This window comes from Emticicia soli, assembly GCF_037860775.1.
Lineage (GTDB): Bacteria > Bacteroidota > Bacteroidia > Cytophagales > Spirosomataceae > Emticicia > Emticicia soli.
This window is the reverse complement of sequence record NZ_JBBEWC010000010.1, coordinates 183,962-209,589: the sequence shown is the minus strand read 5'-3', so window position 1 is coordinate 209,589 and position 25,628 is coordinate 183,962. Positions and strand designations below refer to the sequence as shown.

The window sequence follows — 25,628 nt, the reverse complement described above, 5'->3', positions numbered from 1 at the left end:
AACTTATTAATGCTTTTCTAAAATATTCTCACTAATTTTAATAACGATGAACAAAAAATTAAAACTTCTAATAATTGATGATGAGGCAAGTATTAGAAAAGTTTTAGAACATTTTCTTAATAAAGAATTTGAAGTAACTGTTAAGAACGATGGCATGGAAGGCATGAGCTGGCTAGAAGCCGGCAATGATACCGATTTTATCATCGCCGACCTGAATATGCCCAATCTAAGTGGAAAAGAATTTACTAAAGTGATAAGAGCCAGTAATTTGTACGGCGACATACCCATTATTATTCTGTCGGGTACCGACGAAAGCAAAGAGCGAATAGAATGCCTCAATATCGGTGCCGACGACTTTATGTTGAAGCCTTTTAATCCGATGGAAGTACACGCTAAAATCAAAGCAATTTTAAGACGTGTAAAACCAAAATCTATAGTTGATTCATATTAACACTCATCTCTGATATATGAATAATACTGTACCAAATACTACGGCAATTACTGAACAAGATAAGCTTCCGATTAAGATAATTTTAGTTGAAAAAGACGACAAGGCGGTAGTGAATTTTCTAAAGAAATTCGGAGAGAAAATTCACGTAAAAGTAATGAACAGCCCAGAGAGTTGTCTTGAATATCTAAAAAACACCTATCCGCCTGATGCCATTGTTATCAGCAGAAGCAGCGGTGGTTTAAAATTTCTGGAAATGATTCGTGCTGAAGCATGGACAAGAACGCTTCCGGTAGTTATAACCAGCGACCACATTACGCATGGTTTACTAAAAGAAATAATCGAAAAGGGTGCCGATGATTTATACCCAAGCGATTTCAGCAGCGGGGATTTAATTACTCGCCTTGATTATTTCATAAAGCGTCGGCATTATAAGGCTATGCAACAAACCAAAGCCAGTATCCTTGATGTAAAGATTCCATTCTGGAAAAGATTTATAGACGTAAGTACTACTGGCCTAGCACTACTGTTGCTATCGCCTTTATTGATAATTGTTGCCATTTTGATTAAACTTGATTCAAAAGGTCCGGTTATCTACTTATCGAAACGTGTAGGTGCAGGGTACAAAATTTTTAGTATTTACAAATTCAGAACTATGCGAACCGATGCCGACCAGCTAATTAAAAACATGGGCTCGCTGAATATGTACACCAAAAATACTGATACCAAACAGATAACCGGACTATGTGAAACCTGCACAGGCTTAGGTAGTTGCCAACAGCAGTTGTATCTGGATGGTGAAATAGTTTGTGAAAAGATGTACTTATCGGAGAAAAAAGAGAAAGTAGCTTTCATGAAGTTTCAGAACGACCCACGTATTACACGACTTGGCAAGTTTTTGCGCAATAGCAGTATTGACGAGCTACCTCAGTTATTTAATATTTTCTTAGGCGATATGTCGTTGGTAGGTAACCGCCCATTGCCATTGTATGAAGCCGAAAAATTAACAACTGATGAATACATAGAGCGTTTCGCTGGCCCTGGTGGTTTAACAGGGCTCTGGCAAGTAACCAAACGAGGTAAAGGCAAGAAAGACATGACCGAAGAAGAAAGAATTCAGCTAGATATTGAGTATGCAAGAAACTTCTCTTTTAAATACGACATGAAAATTTTCTTTATGACTTTCCCTGCACTATTGCAATCAGAAAACGTATAAGTCTATTTCTGTGTTTGTGGTTTCTTTGATTTAAAACAGATAAATAATGATTCATCTCCGCTTGCCTGACTGGGTAAAGAACATACTGAACAAACCTTTACGGATAGAGCAATATCCTGCTGAGGAAGTTGAAGAGTTAAAAAGAAAATTGGCAAGGTTTTCTGTTAAAGATCCTATTGTGAGTGTTGTAATACCTGCATGGAACGAAGAAGAAGGAATTATACATACACTGCTCTCTTTTGCCAATACTAATACACAATACCCGGCTGAACTAATAGTTGTTGATAATAACTCTACCGACGGTACCCACGCCCTTTTAAAAAAATTAGGCGTGCAAACCATCATGGAAACCAAACAAGGCGTAGGCCATGCCCGTACAGCAGGTTTACACTATGCCAAAGGCAAATATCTGCTTACAGCCGATAGTGATACGCTGTATCCGCCAGGTTGGATAAGCGCTATGACCAAAACCATGATTGATGGTGAGAACGAAAAAGTATATTGTGTGCACGGCACTTACTCTTTCTTGCCGAGCACATCAACCCCACGTTGGCAATATGGTATTTATGAGTTTATCAGCCGATATGCTATAAAGAAGAAAGGTAAAAGACAACCTTACCTCAATGTATTGGGTTATAATAGTGGAATTGTACGCCAAAAAGGTATTGAAGTAAATGGATATGATATTGAAGTACAGCGTACTTTCAGAGGAACACCAAGAGAAAACGAAGGGCACGCCGCCGAAGATGGCATGATGGCTTTTAGGCTAATGGAAGCAGGTGGAAAAATAAAAGGTGTAGAAGGAGACGATGGCAGAGTATGGACAAGCGACCGCCGGATTCAGATAGACGGAGGCTTACTGAGAGCTTTCATATTCAGGGTAAGAAAGCATCTTTTCAGAACGCATTTCTAAGTAAAAAGCCTATTGTCTTATGCCTAGCAATTTACCTAAAGTTTCAATAATTACTGTTAATTTTAATGGCACGGCCGTAACAGCCGAATTGCTTCATTCGTTGGAAAAAATAACTTATCCTTCTATTGAAGTAGTAGTGGTTGATAACAGTAATAAAGAACCCGGCCACCAGTTACCTATCGATTTCCCCTGGATTAAATACCTGGAAACCGGAGCAAATCTTGGCTTTGCCGGCGGGAATAACCGTGGCATGGAAATAGCCACAGGTGATTATTTTTTTTTATTGAATAATGATACAGAAGTTGACCCAGGTTTTCTTGAGCCATTGGTCAGCCGTATGCAAAGCGATAAAACGATTGGCATTGTTTGCCCAAAGATTCTTTATTTCGACGAACCCGATACCATTCAGTTTGCAGGCTTTTTACCGATTAATCCTGTAACGGGTAGAGGCTTCTCGATTGGCCATTTCGAAAAAGACCAAGGGCAATACGATGTAGCCCGAGCAACCTCAAGAGCGCATGGCGCCGCCATGATGTACTCACGAGAAGCTTTTGAAAAAGTAGGCATGATGGCCGAGCTTTTCTTTTTATATTACGAAGAAATGGATTATTGCGAAAGATTCAAAAGAGCAGGTTATAGCATTTGGTACGAACCCAAGAGCCGAATCTGGCATAAAGAATCGATGAGCACGGGCAAAGGCTCAACCCTGAAAACTTATTATTACAGCCGAAACAGGCTCCTTTATTTACGCCGTAATACGTTTGGACTCCAACGAATCCTGATGTTTTTATATTACTTTTTTATAGCTGTGCCTAAAAATATGTTGAGCTATCTTCTTAAAAGAGATTGGCCCCACCTTAAAGCATTCTGGCAAGGTTTTATCTGGAATTTCAGCAATAGCAAGAATGATATTCATGATAAAATAAGTGCAGTTTGACTATAAGACCCGCTAGTGGAACTTTTAAGCGCAGTTTGTTTTTCTTTCTACACACATTCATTTGCAACCTGATGCGTATTGGAATAGAAGCTCAACGTATTTTCCGACAAAAAAAGCATGGCATGGATATTGTCATACTTGAAATACTGCGCCAATTGCAGCAGATGCAGACGCCTCACAAATACTTTGTTTACGCTCAACCTTATAATGATACTGATACACTCCGATCTTCAGAAAATATACAGTTACAACTAAGAGGCCCTGCTTTATATCCTATATGGGAGCAATATCTTTTGCCCAGCGCAAGCCGAAAAGATAAAATAGACTTGCTTCATTGCACAAGCAACACCGCTCCTACCAATATTGATATACCTCTAGTTGTTACGATACACGACATTATCTATCTCGAAAAACAAACCAGTAAAGCAGGCAGTTTATACCAGAAACTTGGTGCAGCATATCGCAAATGGAATGTACCAAAAATAGCGGATAAAGCAGCTATGATAATAACGGTAAGTAACTATGAGCGGGAAAGAATCATTGAAAAGCTGCACCTGCCGGAAGATAGAGTTCGTACAGTTTATAATGCTTGTAGTGAGCATTTTCAGGCCAAACATAGCGAAGATGAGTTACTGGCATTCAAGCAAAAAATGAATCTGCCCGAGCGATATGTGTTGTTTCTGGGCAATACCGACCCTAAGAAAAACCTGCCCAATGTTATCAGAACTATGGGTTTGCTTTACCAACGCAAGCAACTGGATTTTACGCTCGTAATGACCGACTACAAACCGGAAGACCTCTTGCCTTTGCTACGTGAGCAAAACAATGAGCATTTACTGAAACACATTATGCTTATTGGCTATGTTGTAAATCAGGAACTACCCAAATTATATAAGCTCGCCCAGTTGTTTTTATACCCATCGTTACGAGAGAGTTTCGGTATTCCGATACTAGAGGCTATGCAGTGTGGAACGCCCGTAATTACCAGCAACACATCGGCAATGCCCGAAATAGCCGGAAGTGGTGCTATATTGGTAGACCCAACCGATATAGAACAGATTGCTGATAAAATAGTATTGCTACTAAACGATACACATCTACGAAATAAAGCGATTACTTACGGAATTGAACGAGTAAAGCTTTTCTCATGGAAACAAACTACCGAACAAGTGCTCGGCATCTATAATGAAGTATTAAACGGCTAGTCAGTGTATTTCTTTGTGTTTTATATTGGCTTTATCTAAGGCATCTAACAGTTCAGACGAATCTTTTAAAGAGAATTTACGGGCAAATAGTTTTTCTGACTGCAACAAAGCAGGTAAATCTTCAAAAGTTAATACCTTCGGGCTTGCTTTACCCTCCGACCAGTCGATATAGCGCAGGCCGTCATTAACGATATCTTGCTGATAAGGAGAATTATAGAGAATAGTCTGAAAAATTATTTCATCAGCACCCCAGGTCAATTCAAAGAATTTCTTCACTTTGGGGTATTTTTGCAGGTATTCAACAATATATTTTATATGTTGTATACTCACGGTAAACCATTGCGAACGCCCTACCGGCACAAGGTTATTTGGCATTTTGCGGTTTAAAGCAAAAAGATTCAAGAACTTCTCAATCAAATAACGGCCTTTAAAACGATAATTTATAAAATGATATTTTCTTAATCTTGGCAACGCTTCTTCCCATTCCGACTCTATCAGCAGCGCATCCATAAAAGCTTTGCCTTGGTGATGCTCAAAAAAATTATGAATAAATTCGACGCTTTTCAGTGGGTAATCTTGGCCGCTTAGTAAATTCACAAAATCGTATTTTTCATTTGATGCCAGAATCTCGTAGAAGCTATTTACCGTAGCCTGAACAATGCTATAAGCCCCCCAATACACTTTTATACGATTCTGTATAAAAAAAACATGCTTATTTGCTAAAGGTAGAAACGGCTCAATATTAGCCTTTAAATCGACGTGGATATAAAAGTCGGCATCAGGATGCGCTAAACTTTCTATCAATCTTTCTAATTGACTTGGATTAGCATGAGTCAGTATTAAATGGGCAATTTTCATATATAGATTTTAAGCAGCCTTGTTCTTATATAAGAGCTGGCTGTACAACTGTTTGATTTCATTAAACCCAACTGTAAAAAAGCTCAATAGCCTAAAATCCAGATACTTCTTCAACCAGAAATAACCAAAAAGAACACCTGATAAAAATGTAAAGAATGTGGCAATAGCCACCCCAAGTATTCCGTCGAATAAGTAAAGACCCAGAAAATCGAAAGCAATGTTGGTAGCTAACATCACTAAAACCTTATAAAAATTGATTCTTGGCTGATGAATAATATCTAAAGTAACCCCCAGGAATCGATCAATAGGGAAAAACATGGCAAACGACATAAAAATACGGTAAACCGTTACGGCTTCAGTGCCCACATACTTGCCCCCACCCAAAATACCAATAGCCAGGTCGGCAAGCAGAATAGCAATCAAACAGATAGGAATAAGCGCAATTGTGAGTAGCCCGCCATATTTCTGCATGATATTTACCACCTCTTTCTTATTATTTTTATTGAATGCTTCTGACATTGAAGGCATACCCGTTGCCAGGAAACTCCGAAGCGGTATTTCAATAATCTCCATCAATCGCATCGGAATATTATACATAGCTACTGCAGCAGGCCCGGCAGTACCCAATACTATCATGATAATAAAGGTATCGGAACTACGAAGCAAATTGGAACTGATGGTTGTACCTACACTATATTTCCCAAAATGAAATAACTCGCTAATAGATTCTTTTGTACGCTTCTTAAAGGTATCTAGGTGTGTCCAGCCTTTAAAGAGGCAAAAAATACTTACTACTAGCATACACACTGCATTGATAATGAGAATCTTATCTAATGTCAGGTTATGAAAAATCACCATCAGTAAAACCATTACAATAAATAAACCCTGATTGATTACCCTTAGAATCAGGAGTTTATCAAATCTCTGCTCGGCTTGTAGTACCCAAGAAGCAATATTTGAAGGCAGACTACATAAAAATGTAATACCAAACCACTGTATTGTAATAATAACCCCCGTACTATCAGTAAAATTTAATAATGGTACGGCTAGTATGTTCAGTATAACCAATATACCCGTAATAATAATCCCTAGATACCAGACAGAGCCCAAAACAGCATCTGCCTTTACCTTTTCGGCACCAGTATAGAATTTAATTAATGCTACTTGAAGGAACCCACTTCTGAAGGTATCGAGCAATACAAATATAGATTGAAAAAAGAACCAATAGCCGAGGTCGTCTGAATGCATAGACCTGAATAATATACCGGCAAGCACCATTCCTAAAACGGCCATTGCCCCATTACCAAACAGTGATAAAAAATGCCTGTTACGCAATTTTGATATAATATTCTTTAGCTTCATAAGGTTAATTAAAACGACGGAACGCCTTTAGGGTGGATTTGTTATTTTTCTTTCAGTAATTGTTTTTGTACTGCATAGATTTTCTCTACGCAAGCCGCCCATGTATGACTTTTGGCACAATTAATAGCAGCTATTTTTTGCTCGTATTCTTGCGGTTGTAGTGCTTTTTCGATGGCCTTCAGATACCCATCAAGCCCCACAGCTAATTCTACATGAGGTAAAAACATTTTCATAGCGATAGTCTCGGTAGCTACTGTTGGCTTACCCATCGACAAATACTCATCTATTTTTCTAGGATAATTCCCAATCGTTAAGCCGTTAACAACCTGCGGATTCATACATACATCAATATAATGCATATAAGCAGGCAATTCGCTTGTTTTTTTTGAGCCCAGAAAATGTACATTAGGTAGGTGGTGCAGTCGGCTTTTCTCAAACACAGGTTCTTCGGGGCCTATCAGCACAAGCTGCCAGTCTTTTCTGGCTTCGGCTATTTGCTCTAAAAGCTGAATATCCAGACGCTCATGCGTCAGAAAACCTACATAACCAATACGTGGATGTTTGATTTTTGCCAGATCGGCAGGTTCTGTTTTTTCAGAGAAAGCATCGTAGATGTCGGTTTCACACCCCTGCCCTATATCAAGGCTTATCTTATTGTATTTTGCCCCATACTCGGCCAGATAAGCCGAGTTAGCAAAAATAGCATCAGCCGCTTCAATTGTTATAGGCTCTATACGTGGGCCATGAAACTTAAAATATGCTTGCTCAACAAGGTTATCTCTTATATAATAAAAACTCAATAATGGCTTAAAAAACGCTTTGATAAAAGGGCCGGCAAACATCTGGCTATCGTTAAAAACCACACAATTTTCGGGCTTCCAGCCCAATTTTCTAACTGCCTTTTTTAAGCTACTCAAAAAACCCTTTGTATTTCTTTTGTTCAGAATATCGTAGAGCTTAAAATTTTTAAGCCAGTTTATCGAATATCCAATATTTTGGGGTGTATGTACCCATAAATTGTCGGCTACTTTTACTGTGTTTTTGCCTATACCCAAAGCTAGTTTCAGTCGGGTTCTGCCGTATGGAGTCCCGAGCCTATCTATCAGACTTTTAATACCAACATCTGGGTTAACATATATTACAGGTTTAGTTTTGCTAAACTCTACGGCTAAGTTACGGGCATTGCTTCCAAGGTTTAGTTCCCATTCCTGCTGTGCAATCAGAATATATGCTTCAACTTCTTTTGACATGGCGTTTGTTTTTAATTTTCAGACCTTTAGCAAAACCCCAGAGTAAGCATATTATACCTGTTACAGCGATAATATCCCAAGGCATAATTTTTATTGTTTAGATGTGTTATGATTCACCGTGAGGTGTATGAATAAACTTTTTACGGGCTTCGCCAATGTGCAACATCGCTTTTAGCATCGAAAACAAAGCACTTGGTATCTGCAAAAGTGCCATAAACAGTTTTTTGTTATACCATTTGCCCGGAATACCCAACAACAATGCTAAAACCAAAGCAAAAAACATTCCAATTGTTACGTATAAAAACGCTCTGAAAAAAACAATTGTCAACACTAACCAAAGACACACAACCGCTACCAACATAACCCTTGGCAATAAGTAAGTTTGAAAAACTTTATCAAAAAAAGCTACGTTTCCTCTGAATAACTGTACCCAGCCTTCAACAAAATATTTTTCAAAAAACTCAAGCTGCATAGCCATCCATCGGCTTCTTTGTTTGCTAAAAACATCAGTTTTCGCCACCTTCTCATCATATACAAATCGGCCATCCAGAAAAGCAATATCTTTACCTTGTCTGATGATGCGGTATTCCATTTCTTTATCTTCACCCGAGGTATCTCCTATGTTATGTAACAACGAAACGAAGAAGTCCCACTGAAAAGCCATACCGCTACCAATCAATGCCGATGGTAAGCCAACAGCCACGTGACCTCTACGGAAAATGTGGTTGTTTATCTCTTCTGTGCAGGCATCAAGCATGGCAAACGGCGTTTTGAAATCTTTGGCTGTACGGTGCCCTTGCACCACTTCGTAGCCTTTTTCAAAAGCATTATTAACAGCATGTAGAAAACCAGCCGACATGTGGTTATCAGCATCTAAAATCAATACAATATCTACTGGCTCGTGCTTAGTTGCCTCAACGGCTTTTTCTAAAGCTTTGCCTTTGGTACTTTTTTCGAAACTTACTTCAATGACTTTAATAGGAAGAGCATTTAACGTAGCTAAAGTAGCCTCACTGAAAGAGTCAGCAATGATTACTACTTCGTATTTATCTTTAGGATAGTCTTGCTCGATAGCGTCTTTGGCTGTAGAAATAATTACGGCATCTTCTTTATAACCCGGAATAAAGATTCTTATTTTTCTGAGCTTCTGGGCTTCAACAAAGGTCTCTTTTCGGGCTATTTTACCTGCAATGGAGTAAAAGAGCAGATAAAACACCTGAATACCCAGGTAAATAAGCACAGCGTAGAGAACAATGTTTAATAAAATGTACAAAACATCCATCGTATTATCAGGTTTTACTCAAAGGTGAAATAATATTAAAAAAACTGATTGAGCTAATCATAAAATCAGCTCAATCAGTCTCTTGGATTCAGTAAATACTTTCTTCTTCTTTAATCTCAATTACTTTAGGCTCAGGTGTATCCCATCTTGGGCTTAGCCATATCAGCGCCCAGCTAATGTAAACAATAGCCGACGAAGGCATGGCGTTGAGTACCTCGTTACCATAACTACACAATAAAATACCTGCTGCACCCGAGCACAAGGATACCAACTGGTTTTTAAGCACAGGGTCTCGGGTTTTCCAGATTATTCCGGCGCTTTTACCCATAATATACATCATGATTCCGAACCATATCAGAAAACCTACAATGCCATACATACCCCATATTTTCACAAAAAGGCTATCAGGCGGAATCTGCGAAATATACTTATCTTTATTATAAGTAGTGCCCCACATCCCCATTGTACCTACACCTGCTCCGAAAGGCTTGGTGCGTATATAGTCGGCCAATATTTTCTGGTTTATAAAGCGTACCTGCAAAGAAGCATCCTTAGGGTCTAAAGAAGTACGCAAACGCCTCACCTCGGCATTATCGTTACCAATGGTTGTGTATTTGAGCACTCCTAAAAAAGCGCCACCTACTATAATGCCTAAAAGCAGAATTTTTATCTGCTTACTAAGCACCAGAAAGGTGAAGCCCCCTCCTACCAGGCCAAATAAAGCACCTCTTGTACCAGAAATAATCATGCCATACATAATCATCAGCCCTGCCACCAGATAGGCTATTTTTCTTTTTTGTGTATAAGGCCCTACTGCCAATATAATGCACATAATGGCAAGTTGCGCCTGTGAAGCACCAAATTGCCCGGCATCTGAATAGTAAGAAAATACACGCAGTTTACCAAATAAAACGTGTGTCTTCTTAGGCCCTTCTTCAAGCCATCTGTTTTCGGCGGCATCAGGCCCATATTTTTTTTGTTTCACACCATAAACTGCTCCCAGAAAAGACAAAACAATTATAATGGTGAGAAACAGGTTAATATCTGATTTTTTGTAAAACAGCAGAAGTGCCAGGGGTATGGTCAGAATCCAGTAAAGCGTTGCTGAGCGCATCTCGTAAACCCATCCTAAAATGCTAGGTCTTTCAGGATTCCCCAACTGCAAAATGGTAATAATAAACCACACTACTGCCATCCAGAATAGGTCAACGTTTATGTGCCTGAACTTAAACTTATCGCCTCTGAAAAATAACACTGCAAATAGTGTTAAAAAAAGCAAGCCATCTACTGCCAAACCAAACTGCACGCCCGGAATATGTTTCCCGATAGTAGGCATCAGAAAACAATAAATGAGATAGGCATACATACCCACACGTGGCCTGAAAAAAACCAATGCCACAAAGCCTATTACAAAGGGTAATACTAACAAAACAGCCCCAATTGCAATACCTTTTCTAGCTATTACCCAACCGCACGCAACAGTAAAAAGAACAATTGGTATCAGCCAAATATTCTTTATAATGTTACGATTGCTTGTATAAAAAATATTACTCTCCATTCGCAAGGCTCAGCTAAGACCTATAGGCTGATTTTCTATTACCAAATTCAAATTTTACTATTTTCTTAATAAATGCCCTGAAAGCACTACGCTTTTTAGGTACTTCTCCAATATGTTCTTCGGCAAAATCGGTTTCTACGCCATTCAAAATAAACATTGGTTGGCTATGTGTTGTTTGCATAAAAATAGAAACCATGTCTTTATCTTTATTGTCCCATATACGGTTGGCTCTACAAACCAGAAAAGAGTGATTAAGCGGTGGAAAAAGACCGGGCTTTATCACCATTTTCTCTAATGCCGGAAACTCAACCAATATAAAATCTTTTTCTTTTTTCTTTACAAGTCCATGCTCGTCTGTCATCATCAACTGGCTATCATGGCTTTTGATAACCTCATGCTCATTAGCCAATTCTAACTGGTGAGCCGCCAAACTAAGAGGCATTGATATACCCAATTGGCGGTATTCAGTATTAGAGAGCAATAATTGTTTTTCTACATGGTAGCCCAGATCAATCAGTTGTTGTTCCAGAATATCAATAATCGTGCTTTTACCTTCGCCTTTTTGTGTGCTGATAAAACCGAGATAGATAGTGTCCTGATGTCCGTCAATTTTGGCAAGTACGTGCTGTAACAGACGCAAGTCGGCTTTTCTTAAGAAATTAGGATTATCATTAAGTAAAGGATAAATACCCAACAAAGGCAGGTTAATCATTTTTCTGGCTCTACCAGGCTCAAGCAGTGTTTTATTGATGAACGCTCTGCCTATTATCACGCCCAGTACCAATACAAAACCTACCATAAAACCTACTACCACCAGAATCAATCGTTTTGATGGGTTTGGTTTAAGAGGTAAAAATGGTGGGTCAACTACATTCAGTTTAGATGTAAGCTCGGTATTTTGTTGTGAAAGTTTCGCTTGATTAAGGTCATGCAACAATTGCAAGTACTCTTGTTCTGATACGTTTATTTGTCTTTCAATTTTTTTAAGAATAGCTCCTAACGGCGCAAATTTGCGGTATTCTTCTGTAAACTCTTTCTTACGCTTGTCCATCACGGCCAGCTTGGCTTTGCTTTGTTCATAAGTAAGGGTAGTTCGCAGCCATTCGTCTAATACATTTTTTGTCGGAATCCCATTCGGCGTATTCGACTCTTGATTTAATTCGGTCAGCGATTTCTTGATGTTGCCCTCGTAAATAGTCGCCAGTCTTCTTAGACTATCAAGTTCTTTTTTATTTGAACCATCTTTATTTATTACTTCGCTGTTAGCGATCTTATTATAAATATCTGAAAGTTTCTGTCTTTCATTAATTATCTCACTTCCATAAATTGATTGATATACACGATTTTTTATGCTTTCATTCACTTTATCAAGCGCTTTTCCTGATGCCATTTCATCCATTTCCAGCTCATGATTCATCGTATATAAATTCTCTCTTTCTCCTGCTACGGCTTTGGTTTGCTCATAATAGTTAATGATGTCATTATTTTTATTAAAATCCAGAAAAAGTTTTTCTACCGAATCAAGCTTTATGAACGATTTTCGGGTTTGTGCTTCAAAATAATCAACTACCGAAGTGGTTTGCCCCTCTCTCAACGAGCGGTATTTTTCCATAAAAATATCTATCAGCAATTCTAATGTGCGTTGGCATATAAAAGGGTCGTTAGTATCATAAGATAGTTTTACCAAATCACTGGTGTTGATACGGGTTGATTCAATTTTGTTTAAAGCATCTATCGAATAATAAGGTTCTTTTGAGTTCAGCAACTCATAAATGACATTATCATCGCTGCTCAACATATATTTAAGAATCGCAGCCCGTGTCTCTGGTAATGTTGGTTTTACGAGTAGTTTTCTAATGCTATCGGGCACTTGTTTGCCTAGCTCTTCATACGATGCCCAGGTCATCATTTCAGCATTATGCTTCTCCATCGACAAATGCTCGGCAAGCAAAGAAACAGCAACCTCTTGCTTGGTTTCTCTTGACTGTATAAGCGATAACAGGTTATCGAAGGCATTACTGGTAGAGTAGAAGTCGGCTTTATTGGCTCCACTTAAGCTATATCCAGAAGCAATACCTGTATAAATTGTCGATTCTGAGGCATATACTTTTTTCTCCTTACGAGTAAAATAAAAAATCGTAACGGCTAGTAGTATCGGAACCAATACCAGCCATTTCAGATTTTTAAAAACTAAATTAAGGAAATGCAAAAAACTCATCTTACTCTCTTTAATAAAAGTGCTAAAGTTGTTCCTGTAAACGTTTCTAATTGCATAAGGCTAGTCTGAAACATATTCAGCGTTGTTTCATACTCAATTTTTGCCTTATTGTTCATTTCAAGAACCCTCGAAAGTTGCTCTACTGTCATCTGTCCTTGCAAAAACTCCTTTTCAGCCAAATCGTAGTTCAATTGCAACGATTGTCTATTATTTGTGCTGATGGCTAATAGTTTCTGCGACAGCTTCAATTCCTGATACATCCTGATCACTTCTTGCCTCACAACCTGTGTGGCTGTTTCTTTTTCATGCCCAAACATTTCCATTTGCATCCGTGCAGACTTCACTAAATGTTTGCGATTAATAACTGTGGTAAGGGGTATCTGTAAACCAACCCCAACATTATAAAATCCTGTTTGAGTAGTAGTAAGTCGATTAAAGTTGGTTGCGGCGGTAGCGTCGGCTACGGCAGCATAATTGGTACCATACGAATAGGCCGATTGAAAAGCAAGCCCACTATAAAGCGAATTCTTATTTATTTTCAGGTTGGCTTCGGCCAGTTGAATACTCTTTTCGAATTTCTTTACTTCACCCGAGTTTTTTAAGGCAGCATCTATCAGAAAAGGCAATAGTTCGTCAGATGCGAAGGCTTTTGCCAGGGTAGCATCAGCAGAAGCAACTTGGGCATGTACTTCTGTTTTAATAGTTATTAGCATGGCTACAGTAAAAAGTACTGTAAAAAATCTTCTTAAGCACGTCATTTTCTTATCAACAAAGGTTTGTTGTTTATCGTTATCAGGCAGGCCCTGAGGCTTAATATCATGCTGTTCAAATATCATACCTAATCTTATTTTTGCAAGAAATACTTAACAAAAAATCTGTTTTTAATAATAAAAATTTCTTAGGTACTCAATAGCAGAGTCTGAGTGGGGTGGAGTTATTACAAAAAAAAGAAGAAAGTTGCTGAAAAACCTATTGAAAAAAGTTAAAATATGGCTTGTTAAACGTTTTTAATAAGAGTGTGTTTAAATTTTGTTTTTCTGACCGAGAAGTAAAGATTTTTTCACTAAACAAGGCGTATTTTGCAGATGTAGCCGGCAGCTACATCGAAAAAATGCAACGCAGTGTAGTAAAAAAAGATTACTTCGTAGGTCGAAATACAATTTTTAAAAATACTCTAAAACAGTTAATAATGTTTATTAACTGTTTTATTAAAAAAATATTATTGTGCACGCTTGGCTTTTTCCCAGATACCTGAGGTAACACCGTTTCGGTAGCGGTTATAGCCTCTGATAGCGCAGTAGTTCATGAACGAAAAGTAAAATGGCACAAAGAGTAATTTTATTCTGATTTTCTGGTTTTCTAGCCAATAGCCTACAATAGCTAATACATAAAAAGCCACTTGTGCAAGCATCAATATTTTATAAAAACTGAAAGGCTCGCTCATGTCTTCCATCAATACCAAAGCCAGGTTCAGCAGAAAGATAAGTGGCAAACAAAAAGGTGCAACTGCCCAACGCATAGCTCTATGAGACACATACTGAAAAGATAACCAACCGTATTTAAAGATGTTCCATAAAAATGCTAATCTTGCAATAGACTGAAAACCGCCTGCTGCAATGCGCACCTTACGTTTCATTTCGTCCTGAATAGAAAAAGATGGGCGTTCGATAGCATAAGCCTCTGGCTCATAGATAACCCGATAGCCACTGGCAGCTACTCTTAGCGAGACCATAAAATCATCGAGCAAGGTATCTTTTTCAACATGACCATAAAGATTTGTTCTTACGGCAAAGAGTTCGCCGGCTGCCCCTACTACCGAATAAAGTTTGGTATCTAGTTTTTTCAGAAACGACTCATATTTCCAGTATAGCCCCTCTCCTGCTCCGGCGGCAGCCTCACTTTCATCGGTCTGAATACGTTTTTCGCCTGCTACTGCTCCAACTTTTTCGTCTTTAAAGTGGCGTACAATATTTTTTATTACATTTTTATTGAGTGTTGTATTGGCATCGGTGAAAATAACAATGGGCGTATTAATAGTTTTGATAGCCATATTCATAGCTTCTATTTTACCTTTACGCTCATTGCCTCCTATTATTCTCAGATTCGGATATATGCTCTGCAAAGATTCTATGTATTCGGTAGTACCATCATTTGACCCCTCTGTTACAAATAGTACATCCATTTTATCGGCGGGATAATCAAGCGCAAAAGAGTTTTTTACTTTTGCATCAATACAACTCATTTCGTTGTAAGCCGGAACCACCAATGTAACTTTAGGCTGAAAAGCCGGGTCGTTGAGAACCGGAAATTTAATACCAAGAATAGTGCGGACTTTAACAAAAATCCATGCTAAAATACCATAACCTATATAAGTGTAAAAAACCAACCCAATACAAAGCCAGAAGAGAATTTCAATAATAGTTTTCATTAGCAATAATTGTATAAATAGTAAGATAGCCGTATAAGCGAATCGAAACGGTATTTGTCAGAATATGTTCAAAACAATAACAAAGTTGCCAGTTTACACATAGGCTTCCATCCGCTTCAGGTCTTCTTCTATTACTAATTTTGCATGGTTAATGTCTACTGCCATTTGTTGGTACTGCTTTAGTAATTCATCTTGCGCAGCACCCGACTTTGCGAATGCTTCAAATGCCTGAATTTTTGGGTGTAGAAAAGTAAGACCTACCATTGCAAAAGATGGCTTAATCTGGTGAGCCAGACGCCCCACTTCGGCATAATTACCACTGATAACCTTGTCTTTTATTTCGTCCCACACAGGCAAGCTATCTTCTAAAAAAGAAGCAAACATGATTTGTACGATAGATAAATCGCCACCATAAATTTCGTTGATGTAGTCGGCATCAAGATGAGCATTAAACTCAAACATAAGATTACAATTTTTAGGAAAGAATAAAGCAAAAAAAATACCATTATATTCTTTTCGACAAAAAATATTTCTTGAGTACTATAGCAGATTTTAAGGGTATTATAAAAATAATAAAATTTATAGCATATTGAGTCGATTCATCAGTTCAGGCTTATTTGCACGGCTGATAGGGATTACTTTTTTTGCTATTACCAGATTATTTTCTTCAATATCAACAATCTTATCAAGATGAACAATAAAAGACCTATGCACACGCAAAAACTGATTTCCCAGTTTTTCTTCCAGATACTTCATTGTAGTATGGATAATATATGAATTATCATGCGTGAATATTTTTACATAATCGCCGATATTTTCGATATAGAGAATATCTGTATAGGGTAAGCGTATATATCGTCCTTCAGACTTTACATAGATTTCTTGTCGTTGTGGCGAAACCGACGTTTTACGGGCATTTAGTTCCAGCACTTTATCAACAGCCATTTTGAATCTTGGCATCATGACAGGCTTTTTCAGATAGTCGGTAACCTGATACTGGTAAGCATTAAATGCATACTCGGTTTTTGTGGTAGTCATTATTACTTGCGGAATCGATGTCAGGTTTTCTAACAAATCGAACCCAGACAGCCCGGGCATTTCTACATCAAGCCAGATAATGTCGACTTTTTCTGTTGATAAAAAAACCAAGGCATCTTCAGCATTTTCAAACACAGAAACTAAGTCAAGCGATTCGTGTTGCTCACAAAGCCGCTGTAATGATTTCCGAGCCATTACCTCATCTTCAACGATGATGCATTTTAATTTCATGTTCGTAATTTGGCTAATTCACTTTCTATAATTGGAATGCATTGGGTAATATCTGCAAATATATCATTCCAGATTAGACCTAGCACCTCTTTATCAGGCGAAACCCCAATTTTTTCTTCAAAATCAAGCATTTCTTTCTCTAGTGCCGGTAGCCCTACCATAGCTAATGTAGGTTTGAGCTTATGCACTACCTTAGCCAGAGTATCCCAGTTTTGATTGTTTATGAGGTCTTTTAAAATACTAAAATCAGGAATTACTTCTAACAGAAAAGTCTGAAACATATCAGCAGCATATTCTTTATCATCACCATATAGTTCGTTCAGGAAAGCTCTGTTTAATTCTATTTTTCCATTAGTGTTTGTAATCACTTCTTTATCTGATGTTTTTTGTGCATTTAGATATTCTTGGATAGTACCCAAAAGATGATTTGGGGTAAACGGTTTTGAAATAAAGTCATTCATTCCTACTGCCATTGCCCTGTTTTTCTGGTCAACCAAAGCCGAGGCAGTAAGCGCAATTATTGGCGTTTTCTTATTCGGATTATCTGTATTTCTGATATTAATTGTAGCCTCATAGCCATCCATATTGGGCATCTGAATATCCATCAATATAATATCAAATACCTGCTTCTGTGCTAGTTCTACGGCCTTTTTGCCATCTGGTGCAATAATAAACGGGAAATTCCACTTATTAAGCAGATTACTGATATATTTCTGATTCATGGCATTATCTTCTGCCACCAATATCCGGGTTACTTTTAAGCCTTCAGCGGTTATATCTTTTTTTATGGTATTAATACCCTCAGGTGTTTTCTGAAATGGCAATATAAAACTAAAAGTTGAACCTTGGCCTTCAATACTTTTTACCGATATGCTTCCGCCTTGCAATTCCACTAGCTGTTTGGTAATTGCAAGCCCTAATCCCGTACCTCTGTGTTTATTACCATCTAGTGTAACTTGTTCAAATTTCTGAAAAATCAAGTCTAATTTCTCGGTTGGTATCCCGATTCCGGTATCTGAAACCTTAAACTCAAGCCAGATATTCTCTCCTTCTTCTTTCTTAACTTTAACCGCAATCTCGATTGTGCCCTCTTCAGTAAACTTTTCAGCATTACCAACTATATTCAACAAAATCTGATTTAGTAATAAATCATCGCCAATATAATTCCCTTCAATTTGCCCGTCAATCATCAGATTCAGTTTTATAGGGCGGTTATCTAATTTGATTTTAAAAATCTGCTGAGTGGTGCGCAGTACTCCTATCAAATCAAAAGATTTTTTCTTTACCTCTACCCTTCCATCTTCAATTTTAGCCATATCTAATAGGTTAGATATTAAGCCGTACAGAAAATCGGCAGTAGTTTTTAATATATCAAGGTATTCTTTCTGCTGCTGACTCGGGCGTGTATCGAACAACAAGTGTGTCATGCCGATAATTGCATTCAAAGGCGTACGAATCTCATGGCTCATGTTGGCCAAAAACTGCTTTTCGGCATGGCTGGCGTCTTCGGCAATTTGCTTGGCCTGTTTCAACTCCTGCTCTAATTGCTTGCGCTCTGTAATATCATAATGAAGCCCTATTGAACCAACCGTCTTGCCGTCTTCATCAATGATAGGTGTTCCGCTGATAATAGCCCACAACGGGCTTCCATCTTTTCTTATGAGCTTCATCTCATAAGAACTACCCCTACCTTGAGTTCTTTTTTCTTGTTCAGCATTTAAGATGCTCTCATAATCTTTCGATATGAATAATTCCGGGGCAATTTTGCCCACCAGTTCTTCTTCTGAATAGCCAATCATTTTACAAAAACGGTCATAAGCACGAACAATCCTTTGGTCGTTATCTACTTCCAGCAGTCCTAACTCCATGTTATCCATAATTTTACGATATTTTTCTTCACTCTTACGAATATTCTCGGCTGATAAGTGTCGTTGAGTAATATCGGCATACTCCCAAAGGTTTCCTCGATAAACACCTTCCTGAAAAATTGGGATATAGTCACGCTCTAATATTCTTCCGTCAACAGCAGTTATTTTTTCTTCTACAACTATCTTCTGATTGTTTATCAGCTCAGTCATTCTACTCATAAAACTTTCGGGGTCTTCAAAAGAAAACTTTATTTGTTCTAATGATTCGAAAGAGTTGGTACCAATCAAAGTATCTGGCGTAGCAGATATACCAAAAAAATCACAGAACAACTGATTAACCAAAATCACTTTTCTGTTTTCATCTTCAACCAATACAGCTTTTTGCAGATTGGTAATGAGTGCAGTTAATCTGCCCTCGGTTGTACGAAGTATGTCTTCTGTATTTTTTTTGTCGGTTATGTCTCTAGCAACTGCCGATAACTCAACAGTTCTATTATCTTTTTTTAGTAAATGAACACTTTGTCCAATCCATACCACACGGCTATCTTTAGCCATCGCAGGAAATTCAGTGTAAGTACTCCCCTGTTTTTCCTTCATCATATTCCAATAGAACCCAGTAAGTGCTTCTCGGTATTCAGGCAAAACTAATTCTGTAAAATGCTTTCCTATAATTTCATTTTCTTTATACCCTAAAACCTGTTCAACTACAGGATTCACAAACGTAAAAAAGCCTTCTGGCGAGATTTTATAGACAATATCTTTTAAAGATTCAACTAATTGTTGATAGCGATTCTCACTTTGCTTCAGTGCAGCATTTCCTTCTTCAATCTGTCGCTCAAGGCTGGCATTCAAGTTACGTAACTGCTCCTCTACCAGAGCCAAATGCATAGTCTTTTCTTGTAGAAGAACCTGGGTTTTTCTACGAACTTCTTGTTCTTGTTCAATTTGTTTTTTTAGAAGTTCTATCTCTTCCATATATTATTCCAGAATCTCAAGCTAATGTAAGCTAATCATAATATACCTATTCTCACTATAAAAGTAAACTATCGAGAAAGATAAGATTACTTTAGAAATATACTTGCCAAAAACTTATGTTGTTGTTAGTATTCTTGAAAATATTGCCTATTATTCTAAAGCTATCTTGCCAGAGATTTTATTAAAATTGTATAGGTCTGATGCCTTCTTTAACTACAGCAAAATGATACCAAATCTGCAAAGTAATATTTACTATGCCAAGTCAGAAGCTTTATTAAATATCCTTGTTTTTAAGACCGCAATAAATATGCCTATTTTTAAATAAAAAAATATATTTATTTCGAGGGGCACCTAAAACCTGTTTTTTTAATATCTTTTTAATGAATCAACTAAAAAGAATAAGCCTGAAAATTGGGCAATTTTTGAGCCAGTCAACAAATTATATAGTTTTAGAAAGTACCAATATTAAAATTCAGGAATATTTTTTCAGCACACACTTCGTCTCTTCTTTATCAAATTTAGTCCACAAAATACCCTGTTTGGTAGTAAATCCAAGGCTCAAAAAAGGTATTTGCGCATACTATTTGTGTACTGTTTTTTGTAGGTATTTTAGATATAATCCTTACATTTACAATACTATAACCAAATATATTTATATTATTATGAAAAAAAAGCTACTTAAACTGAGTTTTTTATTCTGCCTTTTGCTTTCTTTACACGTGTCTGCACAAAATACGGTTCGAGGGAAAGTTACTTCTTCAGATGATGGCATGGCAATTCCGGGCGTTAACGTTACGGCCAAAGGAAAAAATGTCGGCACTGTCACAGATGCAAATGGTGAATACAGCATCTCAGCAGCACGAGGAACTGAATTGATTTTCAGTTTTGTGGGTATGGATACCCAAACCATTCTGGTACAAGACCAAAGCACTATCAACGTGGTAATGACCTCTACTTCTTCAACCCTAGGCGAAGTAGTAGTTACGGCTTTGGGGCAAACCCAAGAAAAACGAGCCATCGGGTACTCAATACAATCTCTCAAGTCAGAAGAGATTAAGAACTCGGGCAATCAGAACTTGGTTGGGGCACTACAAGGTAAAATTGCCGGAGCCGTAATTACAGGCTCGGGTGGCGCACCAGGCGCTGGTATTAACATTATTTTAAGAGGAGTTACTTCTTTGAGTGGTAATGCCGACAACCAACCTTTATTTGTAGTTGACGGAATTATTATCTCAAACTCAACAAGTGTGGGTAATCCATTACCAAGTGCAGGTAGTAACTCGCCGGGTGCAGGTGAGCAATTTGCCAACACCAACCGTGCGGCCGATATTAATCCTGACGATATCGAGAGTATTTCGGTCTTGAAAGGCCCATCTGCTACGGCACTATATGGTTTACGTGCATCAAACGGTGCTATTATTATTACTACAAAGAGAGGTAAAGCAGGTAAAATGGCTATCTCTGTTTCGTCTTCAGTCAGTGCCGATGTTCTAGGCAAATCTCCTGCTATTCAAACTACATTCTTACAAGGTAGATTAGGCGAATTTATTCCGCTTGGCCCAGGTAGAACTCCTTACCAGTCTTTTGGCCCGGTGCTAGACCCACAGAATACTACTGACCAGATTTATGATAACTTTCGTGGGTTTTATCGCACAGGTTTAACCAACAACAATAATATTACGATTACTAAAGGCGGCGACAAAGGCAACATTTATGTATCGTTAGGCCGCAGTTATCAGGCGGGTATTGTACCAAATACCGATTTCGGGCGTACTTCGGCAAGAATAGCCGGTATGTACAATATCACTAAAGATTTTTCGGTTTCGGCTTCGTTTAACTACATAAACTCTGGTGGTAAACGCCCACCGGCCGGAGATAAATCTATCTTTAGTGCTCTGAGCTACTGGCCAAATACCTATGATGTGAACGATTATCTGAACCCTGATGGAACACAGAAAAACATCCTTCCGGGTTTTACCGATAACCCACGTTATCTGGTTGAAAAAAGCCCTCGTATCGATAAAATCAACCGTTATATAGCCGATGTTACTTTAAATTACAACATCACCAACTGGTTGTCAGCTAAATATCAATTAACTTATGATACTTATAACGAAACCCGTACACGCCAGGTAGATAGTACCTTTGATGTGGGTATTCAGGTAAAAGGCTTCCTTGTAAACGAATTTCTTAACTACCGAGAGCTTAACTCAAACCTATATGTAACTGCTAAAAAAGATTTTGGAAATAACTGGAGTGGTGCATTAATGGTGGGCAATTCATTAGTAAACAGCGAGCGTCCTGACAGTTATTACATCCGTGGTGAAGGCTTTAAAGCACCTTTTACCAACGACCTTAGCAGCTACCGAAACCAACAAAAACGTTTCTACTCACCTGCGCAATACCGCATAGCCAGTTTCTTTGCTGATGCAAAACTAAGCTATAAAGATATTTTGTATCTGAATGCAACAGGGCGTAACGATATAGTTTCTACTTTGCCACAAGCCAATAACTCATTCTTCTACCCATCGTTTAGTGCAGGTTATATCTTTACTGAGCATCTTGCAAAAAACAACACCTTATCATACGGTAAATTGCGTGCTTCGTGGGCGCAGGTTGGTAAAGGTACCGACCCTTATGTATCGGGTAATTATTTCGAAATCACTGATAATTTCCCGTTTGGCAACACCGTACCGGGGTATTTCCGCCGTGCAACTACTGCTGACCCTAACCTGAAACCAGAGCGCACAACATCAATTGAAGTGGGTACAGAATTACGTTTCTTCAAAAACCGCTTTATGCTAGATGCAACCTATTTTACAATGGATAGCCGAGACCAGATTGTACGTGCTCCGGTTTCTAATGTTTCAGGATATTCTTTCTATTATACCAATATCGGTTTGATTCGTAACAAAGGCGTAGAGTTATTAGCTACTGCCAAAATTATCCAGAACAAGGCTTTCTCTTGGGATGCATCTTTAAACTGGTCAACAATGTCGGGTAAAGTAATAGAAATGCCGGCCGAGCTACAAGAAATTTCTTACTACGATAACGTAGTAGGTAGTTTAAGAATACGTGAAGGAAGTAAAATTGGTGATTTGTGGGGTTATGATTACAGAAGAGCGCCAGACGGCCAACCTCTTATTGATGCCAATACCGGATTCCCGATAACAAGTACAACGCTTACTCAATACGGAAATGCCATGCCTGACTGGATTGGTGGTTTAACTAATACTTTCAGTTATAAAGGATTAAGCGTATCGGCTCTTTTGGAGTGGCGCCACGGTGGTGATGTTATTGACTTAGGCGAGAGAAATGCGCTTCGTAGTGGCTCTATTAAACTAACCGAACGTCGCTACGAAAAAGTAGTTTTCAACGGTGTTGTAGAAACAAAAGGTGCAGATGGTACATCAACTTATGCACCTAATACAAGAGAAGTTTATTTAGACGATGCGCTATACAATCCATCTACTTCTACACGTTTCAATAGTTGGTCAAAACTAAATATTCAGGATGCATCGTGGATTCGTCTGCGCACTGTTAGTGTAAATTATGCACTTCCACAAAGCCTGATTGGTAAAACGGTGTTTAAAAACGGGGTTAGATTCAGCTTTACAGGTACTAACTTGTTCTTGAATACGCCATTCCGTGGCTATGACCCAGAGGCGCTATCGTTTGGTGCAGGAACCAACATCATTGGTTTTGTAGGCAGAAACAACCCTGCTACCAAAAGTTTTATGTTTGGAGTATCGGCTAATTTCTAATTGAATCCAACTTTTGTAAACATTATTCCAATTATTGCAATGAAAAAAGTACATTATATATATACCTTTTTAGTGGCAGGATTCATGACTATCCTATCCGGTTGTCAGAGTTTCCTCGATGTCAACGTAGACCCTACGCTGAAATCAGATGCCACCCTTCAAGAGCTTTTACCAACAGCTCAATTTTATACCAGCGAAGCAAGCTACCAGCAAGCATACGTGGCCGGGCAATATGCGCAGCAATTGGGTAGCAACTTAGGTACCAATGGTACAGATGCCTATTATGAGGCTGAAAACGCCACAGGCTGGTCGAATCTGTACCTATATGTGATTCCACAATTGAACCTACTTGTACAGAAAGGACAAACCGAAAACAGCCCTGCCTATGTAGGTATCGCCAAAACGCTATTGGCCTATAACCTTGGTTTAGCTACTGCGAACTGGGAGAATGTACCATTCTCACAAGCTGATCAGAAAAACTTTACCCCGGGTTATGACACGCAGCAAACTATCTATACTTCTATCCAGAAACTGCTAGATGAAGGTATTGCCGAACTAGCTAAAAATGCAGGTACAAAACCTGGCGCTGACGATATGGTTTATGGCGGAGATTTAGGTAAATGGTCACGCTTGGCTTACTCGCTCAAAGCTCGTTATGCCATGCATCAGTCAGGCTTGAATCCTCAAACTGCTGCGCAAGCAGCTTTAGCAGCTTTACCAAATGCCATGACAAGCAACGCCGACGATTTTCAGTTACAATATAACTCAAAAAACCTGAGCCCTTGGTATAGCCGTGTGGCTTTGGCAAACAGCACTGGTAACTTGTCAATAACTTACGGTAGTACTTTTGTTGATTTAATGAACGGCAAAGTACAAGGCATTGTTGACCCTCGCCTACCAATTGTAGTGAGCCTTAAAAACGGACAAACAACTTATGCAGGTGTTGTTCCGGGTTCTGGAGCAGGCTCAACAGTAGACTTCACTATCAGAGCATGGCACTCAAACATCAATTCACCGATTGTAATGATGACCTACGCCGAAGTAAAAGCTATTGAAGCAGAGGCGAGATTCCTGGCAAACGGTGGTAGCCTTACCTCAACAGGTACAACTACCGATGCATATAATGCTTATCTTGACATTGCAAGAGCCAATATGCAAAAATTGGGCGTAGCTACCGAAGCTGCAAATACTTATCTGAACGATGCCGCAGTAAGTGTAGGCGCAACAAACCTTACTTTATTGCATATTATGCATGAAAAATACAAGGCGATGTTCTTGATTGGTGACATCTGGACTGATGTAAGAAAATACAATTATCTTGATTTCCCGATGCCGCTAAACGCTAATCCTGATTTGAATGGCCAGCGTATTCAACGAATGAAATACCCTTCGTCAGAGCTTACAAGAAATGCAGCCAATGCCGAAGCGAACCTGAAACAACCGAGTGTAAAAATGTGGGTATTTACTAAATAATAGCAAGGTTATAGCTAGTAGGCTTACAGATTTTTAATTGATTCAAAATTTCAAGAATATGAAAAACATAAAAGTATTATTATTCACTTTATTGGCTTCGTCTGCTGTGTTTATGACAGGCTGCTACGAAGAACCTGATTTACTGAGTGAAATAACAACAAGTAAAGGAAAGGTAGCTCAAATATCGGTTGTATGGATAGGCACTACCCGTACTACAACGGCTAATACCTCGGTAATTACGGGGCTTACGGCAGCGCCGGGTACTAATACTAATTTTAATATTGAGTACACATCAGAAGTACCCGTGAAAGAGTTCAGAGTTTACTGGGCTCCGACAGCTACAGGTACAAAAACTTTGTTGGCTACCATTCCGGTAGGTACACAAAAATATGATGCAACACTCCGCAATTATGTATTGGCTGTACCGATTACTGCGCAGGAAACCGCAAAAACCTCACGTGTTTTCTTTGCCGAGATTCTAACCGAAAACGGCCTTTTATCGGCTCAGAAATCGGCAACGCTAACTACAAACTAAGTAATACAGACTTGCCATAACAAAAGCCCTGATGGTTGAAAAGCTATCAGGGCTTTTTGTTAAAACCTA

General features: G+C 38.5%; 19 protein-coding genes. 8 read left to right on the top strand and 11 right to left on the bottom strand.

Features of this window, described 5'->3' with window-relative positions; genetic code table 11:
* Window positions 1-46 precede the first annotated feature (46 nt).
* The 5 genes from WAE64_RS17450 (at window position 47) to WAE64_RS17430 (ending at window position 4,719) form a co-directional block, all read left to right on the top strand.
* Window positions 47-451 (top strand): response regulator transcription factor, encoded by a 405-nt coding sequence (locus WAE64_RS17450; RefSeq protein WP_340238786.1) that lies wholly within the window; start codon window positions 47-49, stop codon window positions 449-451.
* Between the two features lie 16 nt (window positions 452-467).
* Complete coding sequence (locus WAE64_RS17445; protein ID WP_340238784.1) at window positions 468-1,664, top strand: sugar transferase; 1,197 nt, start codon at window positions 468-470, stop codon at window positions 1,662-1,664.
* Window positions 1,665-1,710: 46 nt separating this feature from the next.
* On the top strand, window positions 1,711-2,577 hold the full coding sequence (locus tag WAE64_RS17440; protein ID WP_340238782.1) for a glycosyltransferase family 2 protein: 867 nt from the start codon (window positions 1,711-1,713) through the stop codon (window positions 2,575-2,577).
* A 19-nt stretch (window positions 2,578-2,596) separates the two neighbouring features.
* Complete coding sequence (locus WAE64_RS17435; protein WP_340238780.1) at window positions 2,597-3,514, top strand: glycosyltransferase family 2 protein; 918 nt, start codon at window positions 2,597-2,599, stop codon at window positions 3,512-3,514.
* Window positions 3,515-3,585: 71 nt separating this feature from the next.
* A complete protein-coding gene (locus WAE64_RS17430) occupies window positions 3,586-4,719 on the top strand; it encodes a glycosyltransferase family 4 protein (protein ID WP_340238778.1) in 1,134 nt (377 codons plus the stop codon).
* Here WAE64_RS17430 and WAE64_RS17425 read toward each other — a convergent pair whose 3' ends face one another.
* The 11 genes from WAE64_RS17425 to WAE64_RS17375 form a co-directional block, all read right to left on the bottom strand.
* Window positions 4,720-5,577, bottom strand: a complete 858-nt coding sequence (locus WAE64_RS17425) for a beta-1,6-N-acetylglucosaminyltransferase (protein WP_340238776.1) — start codon at window positions 5,575-5,577, stop codon at window positions 4,720-4,722.
* A 9-nt stretch (window positions 5,578-5,586) separates the two neighbouring features.
* Complete coding sequence (locus WAE64_RS17420; protein WP_340238774.1) at window positions 5,587-6,939, bottom strand: oligosaccharide flippase family protein; 1,353 nt, start codon at window positions 6,937-6,939, stop codon at window positions 5,587-5,589.
* 41 nt (window positions 6,940-6,980) lie between these two features.
* Window positions 6,981-8,189 (bottom strand): glycosyltransferase, encoded by a 1,209-nt coding sequence (locus WAE64_RS17415; RefSeq protein WP_340238772.1) that lies wholly within the window; start codon window positions 8,187-8,189, stop codon window positions 6,981-6,983.
* A 106-nt stretch (window positions 8,190-8,295) separates the two neighbouring features.
* Window positions 8,296-9,471, bottom strand: coding sequence for a glycosyltransferase family 2 protein (locus WAE64_RS17410; RefSeq protein WP_340238770.1), 1,176 nt, complete (start codon window positions 9,469-9,471; stop codon window positions 8,296-8,298).
* A gap of 88 nt (window positions 9,472-9,559) precedes the next feature.
* On the bottom strand, window positions 9,560-11,029 hold the full coding sequence (locus WAE64_RS17405) for an O-antigen ligase family protein (RefSeq protein WP_340238768.1): 1,470 nt from the start codon (window positions 11,027-11,029) through the stop codon (window positions 9,560-9,562).
* A gap of 13 nt (window positions 11,030-11,042) precedes the next feature.
* On the bottom strand, window positions 11,043-13,247 hold the full coding sequence (locus tag WAE64_RS17400; protein ID WP_340238766.1) for a GumC family protein: 2,205 nt from the start codon (window positions 13,245-13,247) through the stop codon (window positions 11,043-11,045).
* On the bottom strand, window positions 13,244-14,083 hold the full coding sequence (locus WAE64_RS17395; protein ID WP_340238764.1) for a TolC family protein: 840 nt from the start codon (window positions 14,081-14,083) through the stop codon (window positions 13,244-13,246). The genes WAE64_RS17400 and WAE64_RS17395 overlap by 4 nt, the downstream gene beginning before the upstream one ends.
* Before the next feature lie 383 nt (window positions 14,084-14,466).
* On the bottom strand, window positions 14,467-15,675 hold the full coding sequence (locus tag WAE64_RS17390) for a glycosyltransferase family 2 protein (protein WP_340238762.1): 1,209 nt from the start codon (window positions 15,673-15,675) through the stop codon (window positions 14,467-14,469).
* A 93-nt stretch (window positions 15,676-15,768) separates the two neighbouring features.
* A complete protein-coding gene (locus WAE64_RS17385; RefSeq protein ID WP_340238760.1) occupies window positions 15,769-16,137 on the bottom strand; it encodes an Hpt domain-containing protein in 369 nt (122 codons plus the stop codon).
* Between the two features lie 117 nt (window positions 16,138-16,254).
* Window positions 16,255-16,944: a LytR/AlgR family response regulator transcription factor gene (locus tag WAE64_RS17380; protein WP_340238759.1), complete on the bottom strand. Its 690-nt coding sequence runs from the start codon at window positions 16,942-16,944 to the stop codon at window positions 16,255-16,257.
* Window positions 16,941-19,787, bottom strand: a complete 2,847-nt coding sequence (locus tag WAE64_RS17375; protein WP_340238757.1) for a PAS domain-containing hybrid sensor histidine kinase/response regulator — start codon at window positions 19,785-19,787, stop codon at window positions 16,941-16,943. The genes WAE64_RS17380 and WAE64_RS17375 overlap by 4 nt, the downstream gene beginning before the upstream one ends.
* Before the next feature lie 662 nt (window positions 19,788-20,449).
* Between WAE64_RS17375 and WAE64_RS17370 the strand changes: the two genes are divergently transcribed.
* From WAE64_RS17370 to WAE64_RS17360, 3 genes are all read left to right on the top strand, one after another.
* Window positions 20,450-23,551, top strand: coding sequence for a SusC/RagA family TonB-linked outer membrane protein (locus WAE64_RS17370; RefSeq protein WP_340238755.1), 3,102 nt, complete (start codon window positions 20,450-20,452; stop codon window positions 23,549-23,551).
* Between the two features lie 84 nt (window positions 23,552-23,635).
* Window positions 23,636-25,024 carry a SusD/RagB family nutrient-binding outer membrane lipoprotein gene (locus WAE64_RS17365; protein ID WP_340238753.1) on the top strand — a complete coding sequence of 463 codons (1,389 nt, stop codon included), beginning with the start codon at window positions 23,636-23,638 and terminating at the stop codon, window positions 25,022-25,024.
* Window positions 25,025-25,082: 58 nt separating this feature from the next.
* Window positions 25,083-25,559, top strand: a complete 477-nt coding sequence (locus tag WAE64_RS17360; RefSeq protein WP_340238751.1) for a hypothetical protein — start codon at window positions 25,083-25,085, stop codon at window positions 25,557-25,559.
* Window positions 25,560-25,628 lie beyond the last annotated feature (69 nt).